At 55.4% G+C, this 13,138-nt stretch carries 10 protein-coding genes; 9 read left to right on the forward strand and 1 reads right to left on the reverse strand.

Annotated elements, in window-relative coordinates:
- The first annotated feature begins 3 nt into the window (after positions 1-3).
- Entirely contained in the window at positions 4-357 is a 354-nt protein-coding gene (locus L085_RS12950) for a DUF6277 family protein (protein WP_004935323.1), read from the forward strand.
- A gap of 265 nt (positions 358-622) precedes the next feature.
- Here the strand turns inward: L085_RS12950 and L085_RS12955 are convergent, their stop codons facing one another.
- A complete protein-coding gene (locus L085_RS12955; RefSeq protein WP_004935320.1) occupies positions 623-850 on the reverse strand; it encodes a hypothetical protein in 228 nt (75 codons plus the stop codon).
- 244 nt (positions 851-1,094) lie between these two features.
- On the opposite strand from L085_RS12955, the gene L085_RS12960 reads away from it, so the two are divergent.
- The 8 genes from L085_RS12960 to L085_RS12995 all read left to right on the forward strand — a co-directional run bounded on the left by L085_RS12960 (position 1,095) and on the right by L085_RS12995 (position 12,719).
- Positions 1,095-1,385, forward strand: a complete 291-nt coding sequence (locus L085_RS12960; RefSeq protein WP_004935318.1) for a hypothetical protein — start codon at positions 1,095-1,097, stop codon at positions 1,383-1,385.
- A 704-nt stretch (positions 1,386-2,089) separates the two neighbouring features.
- Positions 2,090-2,665, forward strand: coding sequence for a LuxR family transcriptional regulator (locus L085_RS12965; RefSeq protein WP_004935315.1), 576 nt, complete (start codon positions 2,090-2,092; stop codon positions 2,663-2,665).
- A 108-nt stretch (positions 2,666-2,773) separates the two neighbouring features.
- Positions 2,774-3,643, forward strand: a complete 870-nt coding sequence (locus L085_RS12970) for a hypothetical protein (RefSeq protein ID WP_015378383.1) — start codon at positions 2,774-2,776, stop codon at positions 3,641-3,643.
- A gap of 34 nt (positions 3,644-3,677) precedes the next feature.
- The gene (locus L085_RS12975; protein ID WP_044030914.1) at positions 3,678-9,464 is read left to right on the forward strand and encodes a non-ribosomal peptide synthetase; all 5,787 of its coding nucleotides are present in this window, start codon (positions 3,678-3,680) and stop codon (positions 9,462-9,464) included.
- A gap of 1 nt (position 9,465) precedes the next feature.
- Positions 9,466-10,293 carry a Cof-type HAD-IIB family hydrolase gene (locus L085_RS12980; protein ID WP_004935307.1) on the forward strand — a complete coding sequence of 276 codons (828 nt, stop codon included), beginning with the start codon at positions 9,466-9,468 and terminating at the stop codon, positions 10,291-10,293.
- A gap of 131 nt (positions 10,294-10,424) precedes the next feature.
- Complete coding sequence (locus L085_RS12985; RefSeq protein ID WP_004935304.1) at positions 10,425-10,658, forward strand: hypothetical protein; 234 nt, start codon at positions 10,425-10,427, stop codon at positions 10,656-10,658.
- An 84-nt stretch (positions 10,659-10,742) separates the two neighbouring features.
- A complete protein-coding gene (locus tag L085_RS12990; RefSeq protein WP_004935300.1) occupies positions 10,743-11,141 on the forward strand; it encodes a hypothetical protein in 399 nt (132 codons plus the stop codon).
- Between the two features lie 69 nt (positions 11,142-11,210).
- Positions 11,211-12,719, forward strand: coding sequence for a PhoPQ-activated protein PqaA family protein (locus tag L085_RS12995; protein WP_044030915.1), 1,509 nt, complete (start codon positions 11,211-11,213; stop codon positions 12,717-12,719).
- Positions 12,720-13,138: the final 419 nt, after the last annotated feature.

Raw genomic sequence — 13,138 nt, forward strand, 5'->3', positions numbered from 1 at the left:
AACATGTTAGATCCAGCCAAAATTTTAGAAACCATGAAGGCCGGCGGCAATTTGGGCACCAATTCCCAATCGTCGCTGAGTCAACCGTTTATGCAAGGCGTCAGCAATATTCAAATGTCGGGGCCGGATGCGGCCAAGTCGGTCATGAGTAATGTGACAAAATCTTGTGATGATATGTTCGGCAATATGAAGGGCATTTTTAATGGTCTGCAATCGAATGTGAACGCACACCAAAAAATGCAAACGGGCGAGCAGCCGAAAGATTTTAATGTTTCCATGGACGATCTTCGTCCGGCGATTGCGAAAGGGTTCCCGCACGAAATGGCGGACTTCTTTTCCAAAGTGCCGAAACTGTAATCAAAAACTTGATGGATAAAATACCGGGAGGTGGAAATGCCTCCTGGTATTCACAAGGAGTGGTGCGATGATCTATGACTGGATGCTCAAAAACGCCAATAAACGCATGGGTTTTTTTATCATGGTGATACCCAGCCTGTTTTTTTGGATATTGGTTTTTCTGACCTTATCTATTTTTTGATTCTTTGAAGTAAAAAAAAGCACCCGCGAAGGTGCTTAAAATGAAGCGAATTAAAAAATAGGAAGGGATGATTATGAGTTGTTATTACAGTTTAGAGATGATCTGCAATCCGCTGGAAATCAGCGCATCGACAGCCAGACCAATACCTTTACCGATGGTGCCGACAACGGTTTTGGCATCCGGGTTAACACCGGCAATCGCGGAAATGGTATCAATACCTGTACCTACCGCACTGCCAATCAGTGTGCCTACGTCACCAAAAAAACCAGCACCGTTAACTTGTTCAATTTCTACTGCGGATAGTTCTTTCATGATTGAAACTCCTTTTTCAGTTAGCCCTTTACTTCAGGCCATTTCATTATTGCAAATCAGGTCATTTTTTCAATAAAACTCGCGTTGTTTTTTATACTATTGTGTGTTTTGTTAGATTGATTTTGCATCGTTAGATTATATATTGCCGAAGTCTGGATTGTTATATCTCACTCGCCTTGAACGGCGGCGGTTTTATGAGGTTATTATTTTAAATCGGAATGATATATACCAGAAGGGAGACCTTATGAAGGTATTGACGACACCGGAAAGACCTTTCCGGTATGATGAGCTTGCGGATAAAATCATCCGCGAGGCCAGGAGCCGCTTGGGGTGCGCCGTTTTGCGGTTTTTAGACTGCATGATCCTGGGTTATGGCCCGCCGGTGATAGTCTTTGATATCTATAATAATCACGGTAAGTTGCAAACGTTCAAAGTCATTCTTCCTCTTGGGAGCGACAAGCAGCTAAAAAAAGATCACCTCGGATTGGTTTCCTGCCTGGAGGCCAAAAAGCTGATGAGGATCAAAAAAATATAATTCATCCCGCTCGTCAACGATGCCGCGTTATCTCTCTGCGCTGCGCATCACTCCTGAAAAATCTTTAATCCTACCTGGCGTTTCTTGCACGGGCGGCCGATGGGTTCGCCTTCTTCTTTTTTGTTGCCGTCTACATGAAAGGGCGGGAATCACTTACTGCCATAAAGTGTAGCGTTTTTTTATGCAAGTTTTTTTACAATAAAATGAATATGGTTATACTCTGTTTAATAGGGTCTGCGATGACCCCGCCGCCACGGGCGAAAAAAGCATTATCCTGCCTTTATCATAAGTAAATTCCTAATGCATAAACGGATTCTCTTAACAATCAATGTCGCGCAATGTTATGTTCTATATTATGTGTTTTTTCGATATTTATCTGGATATATTGCGCTCTTGGAGTAAAATTAACGTATCAGAGAAAAATCTTAGCACCGTGATGCTGATGGCAATGATGCCTTATAAATATATCTTACGATAGCAATTTCCCTTGCGAAGCGCGGCAGCTTACCGCGTCTTGCTTTTGTATGCTCTCCAGGGCAGATGAGTTATATAACCCTATATAAAATGCACTTTTGCGAGGCATGGCTTTTTTTGCTTCGCCTATAACGCTTTTTATTAAAAAGCACGTTAAAACAAAAAATAATCACAGCAATGATATTGCAGTAAGGAGAGTGAGCAAGCGTAGTCAAAAGGGAGGTTTGTTAATGGAGCGCGTCAATATCGCTATTGTGGATAAAAATCAATTCTTCAAGCTGGGGTTGAGTCTTGCCTTGCAAGAAGGTTTTCTCACCAATGGCATTAAGGCCAAGATCACGGGAGAAGAACGTGCCAACATCATATTCAGGGCGCCGGACAAGCGGGTGTCCATAAATTTTTGTCATACCCAGCTTTTGCAGGGCAACTTTTCTTCTATTCCGCTCTATTTTTCAATATTGGAGCATAAAAAGACATTCCCTAAAATTCATTGCAATTTGGAAGCCGGAAGTATTACGCGCAAAGACAGCGTGGCGGCGATCGTGGACAAGGTCATGTTCTGCTATCGCAAAAAAAATAGTTTGGTTTCAAGCTATTGCCCGCGTTGTCGTACCCAGTTGACCTTTAGCGAGGGGAAAGTGTGCCGTTTGATCCATTTGGGCTATTCACAAAACCAAACGGCGATGTTGCTCGGCATCAGCCCGAAAACGGTGAGTATTCATAAACGTTCGGCCATGAGAAAACTGAACATCGATAATAATATTGAATTCTTGCGCTGGTTAAAAATGCACAGCGACTCTTGTTAATCAGGGAAAGGAAGCGAACGGTCCGGCGCCGTATTATCAACGGCGCTGAGCGGTCATCTTTTATTGATTTCCGCCTAGCATGGAATCGGTTTTATAGGGAGATAAAACATGGCTGTCTTTGTGAGGGAAGCGGTTTCTCATAATCATTTCAAATTATTGCAGGAGCTTTATGGCAGAGATTTGGGCGGGGAGCGTTTCCTGCACTGGAAGCATTTGCTCGATCCGCATTGTGGGGCGCCGATGGAAAAAACGGGCATATTTTACAAGGATCAAGAACGTTATCTCGGGATGTTTGTATCCAGTTTTTATCCTTTTAAAATCAATAAATTGTCTTTTAATGTCAATATGCTTGGCGATCTTGGGATCCACCGTCAGGTCAAATCTTCTACCGTCTTGAAAGATTTTTTCCTGCAGGCTAAGCGTTCGGATGTGGCGGCGGATATCTGCTTTTCCGATGACAGGAAGATCAGGGTTTATGAAAAGATTTTCAGAAAGTATTTAACCACCAATACGCAAATCTATCCCTTCGTCGAATTAACCTTAAAGCCTGATAAGTTTATGGCCTTTCGTTTTACCGAGGGCGGCCAAGCGCGGCAGGCCAGTTTTATCAATAATCTGGGGCGAGAAAAAGATCATCGCGCATTTGAATATATTGAAAAACATCCTCTGTATCATAAAATTCATTATATCAATAAAGGCAATCTCTACGCTGTGATTGGCTGTTCCAGTGAGTGTGCCGAACTTTTGGATATTTCCAATCCTTCCAGGGAGTGTTTTTCCTGGGCCATCGGCGTTTGTCGGCACCTGCATAGCCGTTGCAAAGTGATGATCCCTATTGGTTTTTACAAGTCGATTTGCGCTCAGGCGGCGGAGGTCATTGCAGAAAAGCGCATCAACATGCTGATCGGTTATTACTCAGAAAAGATAAGCGAGCTGATGCCGAAAGAGGTTTGGGTATGCCGCATGGATCGCCGTTAAGCAGGGCACGTGTATTCTAAATGGAGTGTTTGTCATGGAAGAGATTCCTGTATCACCCTATTCAAAAGTTTTTATCGATGAATATGACCGCCATCCAGAGGGCTGTAATTACAACGTATTGGTGCTGCAGCGTATTGAGGGCGCGCTGGATCCCATCAGATTACAAGCTGCGCTGAATGCGCTGGTGCAAGATCATGTCCTGCTGAACAGCCATATTCATGAACAGAATGGCGAGCTGTATTGGCGTCGCAATGACGCAATCCATCCTTTGCAGCATTACACGGACCGCACGCTGCTGACCCAAGTGATTCGCCAGCCCTTCGACATTTACCGCGGGCCGCTTTATCGTTGGGCGCTTTTCGCCGAGGGGGCGGGGCGCTATACCCTGGCGCTGGTGGGCCATCATCTGGTGATCGACGGCGCGTCTTCCGACGAGTTTTTCTCATTGGTGAGCCAGTACTATGGTCAACAGCGGTTATCGACACGCCTCGAGGCGGCCGAGATTGCCGCCATCAACCGGCAGCTGCAGCGCGAGGTGGAACAACTGGCCGCCGACGGAGCGCTGGCGCACTGGCGGGCCGAAGCGGCAAATTTGGGCGCGATAGACGTGCCCTTTGAGAAAAGCGGCGCCGTGCGAAGCGATGAGGCGGCCGAGCTGCGTTTCCAGGTGCCCAAAGCGCAATGGAAAGCGCTGAAGCAGGGCGCGGGAATACGGCGAATGAATGACTTTCTGGCGTTGCTGGTGCTGTGGGGCATCTTGATGGCGCGCAGCGGCAATCAGGAAACGGTCTATATCAGCTATCCGGTGTCGATAAAAAAGGGGCAAAGATTTGCGCTTGGCGGGCATGTCAACACCAGCGTGATGCCCCTCTCGCTGCGTGACGGCGAAGGCTTCGCCGCCGTTTATCAACGCGCGCTGGCGTTTATTACCGCCGCGGCGCCGCACTCGCGCCAACGGTTTAACCAACTGCCCACGCAACAGGTGGTGCAGGCGTTGGGGATCCGCGCGATGCCGATTTCCTTTGCCCAAACCAACCTGCGCGATGCGGCATTGGCGCTGGCCGATTGCGCCACTTCGCCGCTGTTTGAAGCCAACCACGATATGGCCAGCGCGTCGCTTTCCCTGGAATATGAGGATCGGGCCGACAGCGATGCCTTGCAGTTCCGGCTGCGTTTTCGTCAGGACATGTTTGACGAAGAAGATATGCGCGACTGCGCGGAACATTTCATGCGCTTGATGCAAGCGGTGATGCGCGCGCCTGACGCGCCTTTACGCCACCTCGCCTTTTATCCCGCCGCCGACATGCCGCCAGATGACGACGCGGCCCCCGCGTTGCCGAGAGAAACCCTCAGCGCCCGGTTTGAGGCGATCGCCCTGCGTTATCCGGATAAGATTGCGCTGGAGTTTGAGGGGCTGTATGTCAGCTACCGTGAGCTGAACGGCATGGCGAATAGCCTGGCGCGCGAAATTACGCTCCGCTACCAAGCGCTGACCGGGGGCGCCCCCCAGGCGGATACGCTGATTGCGCTGTACAGCGAGAAAAGCCTGGAAATGGTGGTGGCGCTGCTGGCGGTGCTGAAAACCGGTGCGGCCTATGTGCCGCTCTCCTGCAATTATCCTCAGGCGCGCATTCGGCATATTCTCGAAGAAACGCGCGCGCCGGTGCTCATCGCCGGGGAAAGCCTGCAGTCGGCCGCCGAGGCGCTGGCGGCGATGATGCCGCACGCCGTGTCCGTCCTCGCGCTGGGCGATCTGAACCGCCTGCCGCATGAGCGGCAGAATCTGCCGGCCGTCACCGGCGCCGACCGGCTCGGCGCGGTGATCTATACCTCGGGATCGACGGGGATCCCGAAAGGCGTGATGCTCGAGCAACACGCGATGTGCGGGTTGGCGACCGCGTCCGGCATCGCTGTCACGCCCGATGACGCGTTGCTCTTCCTCTCGAGCCCGGCGTTCGATGCGGCGACGTTCGAGGTGTGGGGCGCATTGCTCAACGGCGCCAAATTGGTCGTCGTGCGCGACACGGAGGATATCGCCGGCGATGTGCCGCAGCTGGAAGCCTTGCTGCGTCGGCAGCAGGTATCGATTCTGTGGGCGACGCGCAGCCTGTTCGATCATCTTTACCTCAGTCACCCCGACCTGTTCGCCGGGCTGCGCTGTCTGCTGGTGGGCGGGGAGGCGCTGACCGCCACGCTGATGCAGCGCCTGGTGCGGCAAGCCAACCGCCCGCAGCAGGTCATCAATGGCTATGGCCCGACGGAATGCACCACGTTCACCACGATGTACGCCATCGCGGCGGACGAAACCCGCAGCAGCATCCCGATTGGGCGAGCCATACCGGGGCGCGAACTTCATGTGCTGGATCGCTGGCGGCAGCCGTTGCCGCCAGGGCTGGCCGGCGAGCTGTATATCGGCGGAGACGCGCTGGCACGCGGCTATCTCAACCAGCCGCAGCAGACGCAAGAGCGTTTCATTACGCTGAACGGGCGACGCTTGTATAAAAGCGGCGATCGGGTGCGAGAGTTGCGCGACGGCAATCTGGAGTATCTCGGCAGAAACGATTGCCAGGTAAAAATCCGCGGTTTCAGAATTGAACTCAGCGAAATAGAAAATACGATCAATGCGTTGGAGGGCGTCGAGAAATGCGTCGTGGTGGATGTCGTCCATCGCGATAGCAAGCGCCTTGCCGCTTATGTGCTGATGGCGCGGGGCGAGCCGCTGGATCCTGCCGATTTGCGCGCCCGGCTGGAGCGGATCCTGCCGGATTACATGGTGCCGTCCAGCTATGTCGCGCTCGACGAGATACCGCTGACGGTGAACGGCAAGCTGGATCGCACGGCGCTGCCCGCGCCGCAATTCGCGCAAGGCGAGCGATATGCCGCGCCGCAGAACGCGCTGGAGGCGTTGATTTGCGCCCTGTGGGCGGAGATCCTCGGCGTTGAACGGGTTGGGGTGGATGACGACTTCTTTCGTCTGGGCGGCGATTCGATCCAAAGCATCGTGTTCACCAGCGAATTGAGCAAGTCGGGCTATCACAGCAACTCGCGTGCGGTGTTCGAAACCCGGAATGCGCGGGCGCTGGCCAAGCGCATTTTGCAGCAACGGGAGGCGATTGCGCCGCTCAATGAACAGGGCGAGCTGCAGGGCGAATTCGAATTGCTGCCGATTCAGCGCTGGTACAACGAGCAGCCGCCGCAACATCGCGCCTTCTTCAACCAGACTTTTTTGGTGCGGGTGCCGCCGATGTCCGCCGAGCGCGTGGCCGATCTGGTGAACGGGCTGGCGTCGCGCCATGACATGCTGCGCGCGCGGTTTAGCGCCGACGACGCCGGCGCGCTGGTCGCGCAGCGCTATCTGTCGATGGCCGACGGCGGCCCTTCATGGGGATACTATGACCTGGCGCTTTGTCGCCAAAGCCGCGCCGAACTTCTGCATCAATGGCAATCGGGGTTTGATCCGGTAGAAGGGCCGCTGTGCCGCTTCGTCTACATTTTCGACAGCAGCGCGCCCGGCTACGCGCTGATGTTCTGCGCATTCCATCATCTGATCATCGACGTGGTGTCCTGGCGCATCATTGTCAGAGACATGCGACGGTTGCATCAGGGGGAATCGCTGTCGGCGAAAGGCACCAGCTACCGGCAGTGGGGCGAGACGTTAAGGCACTACGCGGCGAGCCGGCATGACCAATGCGCTTACTGGTTGGCGATGATCGCCGGGCAACCCGATTACGCCACGCTCAGCGAGGGGGCGCAGAGTCCGGCGTTTTGCCGCTTCGAGTGCGACGCGGCGTTGACGACGCTGTTGATGGACAGCTGTCATCAGACCTACCGTACCTCGATCCGCGATGTGTTGCTGGCGGCGCTGGCGCCGGTGTTGCAGGCCTGGCATGGCCGTGCGGACAGTTACCTGACGCTCGAACACCATGGCCGCGATATCAATGACGATAAAATTCAGCTCGACGACACCGTCGGCTGGTTCACCGCCTTACTGCTTTTGCGCATCACCGCGCATCAGAGCCCAAAACACACGCTGCGCGCCATCAAGGACGCATTAAGAAAGATGCCGGATCACGGCATCGGCTATTCGGCGCTGAAATACGGTTCAGCGTCGGACGACGAAGCGATAGCCTGTCTGCGGCGCCACCGCTTGCCGGCCATTTCATTCAACTATCTCGGGGTCTTTAACGAACAGACTGACGACGCCTTGTGGGCCTTGATCGACCAAACGGCGGATCTGGAAAACGGCGCGCTGCCGGCGAGCGACAATGTGCTGGATCTGGTGCTCTACGTGCACGGCGACCGGCTGAGCATCGTGATGTCGGGCTTATTGCCGCAGGCGACGCTGGCCCGGATCGGTTCGCACTATCGGGAGAGCCTGTCGGCGCTGGTCGAACACTGTTGCCACGAGGCGAGCCAGGGCGTTCGCCTCGCCAGCCCGGGGGACTTCCCCCATGCCAACGTCAGCCTCGCCGAGTTGGACCGCTGGCAGCAACGTCATCGCATCGCCGCCGTTTTCGAGGCTACGGTCACGCAGCGGGAATTGATGTATTTCAACCGGCTTAACCGCGAGTATCAGATCGATCAGGCCGTTTATGAGGTGGCCGGCCCGCTGCAGCCGGAGGTGTTGAACCAGGCCTGGTCGCTGGCGCTGCAGCGATTTGAAATGCTGCGCGCCGGGTTTGGCGATCAAACCCGCCGTGGGCGGCCCAACGTCTTCATCTGCGAGACGCTGCAGGCGCCGATCGCGATCGAGGATTGGACCGACGCGCCGCCGTCCTTGCTGGAAGAAAGGATGGAAGCGCTGTTGGCTCGGGAACGAGAAACCTCGTTTGAGCTGGATGCGCCGCCGTTGATCCGCTGGCGCCTGATCAAGTTGAACGCCGATGAACACTATCTGGTGCAGACCTTTAACCATATCTTGTTCGACGGTTGGTCCCTCGGCGTTCTGTTCGAACACTGGTTCAACGACTACCTCACCTTGCTGGAAGGGGGCGCGCCGGCGCTGGAAATTAACCGATTTGAGCCTTTCGCCGCTTATGTGCGTGCGCACGGCGACGATCCCGAGGCGCAGGCGTTCTGGGCGAACTATTTGCGCGGGGCGCCGGTCAACCAACGTTTGCCGTTGAGCGCTTCGCCGGATGCCGCGCCGCAGGGGCGACGCATGCGGCAATATGGCGCGGAATTCAGCGCGGAACAGGTGGCAAGCCTCACCGCGTTTTGCCGGCGCCAGGGGATCACGGTCAATCAACTGACGCAGCTGGCCTGGATGCTGGCGCTGGCCGAAGCGCTGGCCTGTGACGATATCGCGATCGGCACGACCATGAGCGAGCGCCCGGCGGACATTGAGCAGGTGCAGACGCTGTTTGGCCTGTGTGTCGCCAGCCCGGTGCTGCGCCTGCAGGCGATTCGCCGCCGGCCCATTTATGCGTTGCTGGCCGATATCGCGGATTCCCAGACGCTGAGGCAGAAGTACGCCTTTTCCGAACTGAACCGCTACGACGAACAATGGGTGCCCACTTCGCCGTTCGGCAGCCTGTTTGTGTTTGAAAACATGCCGCAACCGCAGAAGGATCCGCGCTTGCCGTTTACGTTCCAGGTGACGGATATCGTCAGCGGCAGCAACCACCAGACGGTGCTGTGCTTGTTCCCCGAAGCGGAACGGCTCGCCATTTCACTGTTTTATGATTCTCACGAGATAGCTCAGGAGACCATCGTTGCGGTAGGACGCCGTTTTCAGGCCATTGCGCTCGCGATCGCCCACCTTCCGCCCGACAGCGAAATCCGCGCCGAAGACGGGATTATCCAGGCGGAGGAGGCGTGATATGTGGCTTGCTATCGACGGCAAAATAAAATACCGGGCGATCGTGAGCGATCTTGACGGAACCTTGCTGGATCCTGCCGGAAATCTGTCTGATCTGACGGTGGAAACGCTCAATATCTTGCATGCCCGAGGGCTGGAAATCGTCATCGCGACAGGCCGTTGCGATGCGGATGCGCGCGGGATTGTGGATGGCTTGGGGTTCTCGCCGGCGATCGTCTCCTGCAATGGCGCGATGGTCAATATCGAGGGGCGGCCGGTGGCGGATAAAAGCTATTTCCTGCCTCGCGACAGCCAAATGATGTTGATGGATTACCTCTTCGCCTGTCCGCTCCACGTGACGTTGTTCACCCAGGAAGGATGGATGATGGCCGAAGAGAATCCGCATTTTGCCGACTATATCAAAACCTCGGGCGTCGCTTGCCGCTATGTCGAGCCGGAGGCGATGAAACGGCAACCGATCCTGAAAGTGCTGCTGCAGGGGGAAGCGGCGCTGATCGAGCGGTTTTACGACGAGGTCAGTCAGGCTTTCGGAAAAACGCTGTCCATCTGTAAGTCCTCTGCGGAAACGATAGACATCATGGATAAGCATATTTCCAAGGCCAGGAGCGTGGCCGACTATCTGAGCGCCAAACAGATAGCGATGCGCGATTGCCTCTCTTTCGGCGATGCGATGAACGATTTGGACATGCTGCGCTGGGCCGGAACGGGGGTGGTGATGGGCAATGCGATGGGCGAATTGAAGCGCGCGCTGCCGTTTAACCCGATTGCGTTGCCCAACAGCCGCAATGGCGTTGCCGATTATCTCTGCCGTGAGTTCGGCCTATTCTGACATTGTCACCGCCGCGCGGGTGAACGCATTGGCAACAGGGTCTTTCGTGGGCAGATAACAAGGAGGTGAACAAACAGTGAGGGTTTCATTTTTTCATTACTAAACATGTCGATAAATACAAAGGAGACAGTATGAAAGAACTGACTGAAGCAGAAGTCATGGCGGTTTCCGGCGCAGGCATCGCTTCCGATGCCGGCAAAATCCTGGGCAATGGCATTGGCGCCATCGTAGATGCCGGTACCGGTCTATTCGGGATCCACGCGGATGCGGCGGGCGCCGGCGCCAAACTCGGTGAGGGCATTGGCGCCGTCATCGATGCCGGGATTAGCGCCTTCTCGCAGCTGTTTGGCCGTAAATCGTCATAAGCCCGGCCCTTAATGAAAAGTGCCCGCAAGGGCACTTTTACCTCGCACATGTCGGGAGCCGGAAGAACGGCAAAGGGAGAGTTCATGGCGAATAAAATCATCTTGATCATGGCCATCAATCTGTTCGTGGCGGTGGCGTTGGCGGTGTTTAACTTTATCTATATCCAAAAGAAGGTGGATATACGCGCCCCCAATGACGCCACGCCCTTTCAGGTGACCGAGAAAGCGCAGGGCAGGATCGTCTCCATGCAGCAGACCTCGGTATTTCTGAACAACAATCCGGTGGTGGCGTTTACGTTGGAAATCAACGCCAGGCGCAAACAGTTTACGATCGCTGACCATCGGGAGGTCGTGCTGTATATCGCCATGAGCCGTTATGAGGAAAACGGCGTTTACAGCCTATTGCTGGGCGAGAACGACAGGGACGTGGCGTTCGAAAAGGACAGCTTTGGCTATCCGATACGCTTTCATCAGGTGCTCTAGGCGCGCGGAAGGTTTCCTGCCGCCAGGCGGCGTAAAAGGGATTTGCCACGGACAAAGGGGGGAGGAAAAATGCTAAAACGCATCGGATACATCGCGCTGATTTGCCTGGCCTTAATCGGCGGCCGGCAGGCTATGGCGGCAGAGGAAGATCGCTGCTTTGCGGACGAACATTCCGCCTTGCACACCGTTATTCCTTGTTATAACAATCAGTTGGCGATGTTGCCTCTGTCATATTCGTTAAAGGGCGTGGATAACGGCCATGACGTGTCGATACGTCATTATCGGTTGATGTCGCAATCCTGGTCGCCGCAAGACGCCATCCGGCCGACGCAATGGTGGCACGATGTGGATATTTATATCCCCAACGGGGCGCTTGCCCGTAAAGCGTTGGTGCTGATGAGCGATGACTGCGCTTGCGCCGCCGCAGGGGCGAGCGGGCCGGGCAAGCAAAATGCGGCGTTTTCCGTCACTACGCCGGCGGCCTTGGCGGCGGAAAGTCACACCGTCGTGATTGTCGTCAACCGGTTGCCTTATCCGTACCTGGAATATCAAAATGAGGGGCGGCATCGTGCGGGGGAGGACGGCCAGGCCAGAGGCTGGCGATTGTTCCTGGACGATGCGGATGAATACTTGATGATGCCGCTGGCGATCCCCATGACGGCGGCCTTGTCGCAAACCATGACGCTGGCGCAGCGCGAATTGAGCCGGTGGGGGATAGATAAATTCATCGTGGCGGGCGCGGCGAGCGGCGCAACCGCGGCGTGGCTGGCGTCATTGTCGGATGAGCGCATCGATGCCGTCGTCGCCATGTTCCCGGATGGGGTCGCGGCGCGGCAGGTCTTGAAGCATACCTATCGTACGTATGGCGGCCGTTGGCCGTTGGCGTTTCATCCTTATTACCAACTCGGCATCGATCGGCGCATAGAGACGCCGGCGTTCGACAAACTGATGCAAATAGCGGATCCCACCGCTTATCCGCCGCCGACAGCGGGAGCGCGGCCAGCTGTACCGAAATATGTCATCATCGCCAGCGGCGACGAACGTTATCCGCCGGACAGCACGCGATTCTATTTCAGCGCCTCAGCGGGAGAGGCTTCGCTGCGCGCGATTGCCGACGGGGATCGCGCGGCAAGTCGGCCGGCCGCCGAACGCGCCATACTGGCGATGATCAAGCGCCGCCAGCGCGATATCGCGTTGCCGACGATCGAGGTGCAAGGCAGCGCCGCGGATGCTGCGGTGCGCACGCTGCGTTTTTCCGAACCGCCGGTCACCGTGCGGCGCTGGAGCGCGCACAACCGCACGGCCCGAGATTTTCGTTATTCGTGCGGCGTACGCTTTACCCCGGAGCCGTTGGCCGCAGCGGAGGCCGATCGCGGCGAGTTTCGTCTGGCCGCCCCGGCGCAAGGCTGGGAGGCCACCTTTATCGAGGCGGTGTTCAACGATGGGTTTATCGCGACCACGCCGGTCTTTATCACGCCGGACGATAACTATCCGTCTGCCGTTCCCGCGGGCGATGGCCTGGCGTGTGAAACCCTACCCGGCAGAGGGCTGGGTGAAGATTATCGCCATGACGATTAATTAGCGGCGCCGAAAAACAATAAGGCAGCAATGCGTTATTCTGCGCGACAGAGCGCATTGCCACCTTATTTTCGAAATAGTGAACGGCGCCAGACAGAATATTTCTGCGTAACGCCATTTTCTCGTTGTCACATGACCGCGCCGGTTTCACGAACGGCGAATGCCTTATTCTCCCTCCTGTTCGATAAACCGTTATCGCCATGCTTTTGCTATTCTGCCGCCCCTCTCTCTGCCGCCGCGTCGTGATGTCTTTCGTAATATAAATGTCATTTGTTTTAGGGCGATTTTTTTTCGCCCGATTTTCATTTTACGGCGATGTCGCCCGATTTTCCGGCTGAGGGGGAAATGAGGAGGATCTGGCGAAAGCGCCTTCGAATAGCGCGAGAATAAATTCCCTTGCGGCCAGATGAATGAATCAA

The sequence above is a fragment of the Serratia sp. FS14 genome, from assembly GCF_000695995.1.
GTDB lineage: Bacteria > Pseudomonadota > Gammaproteobacteria > Enterobacterales > Enterobacteriaceae > Serratia > Serratia nematodiphila.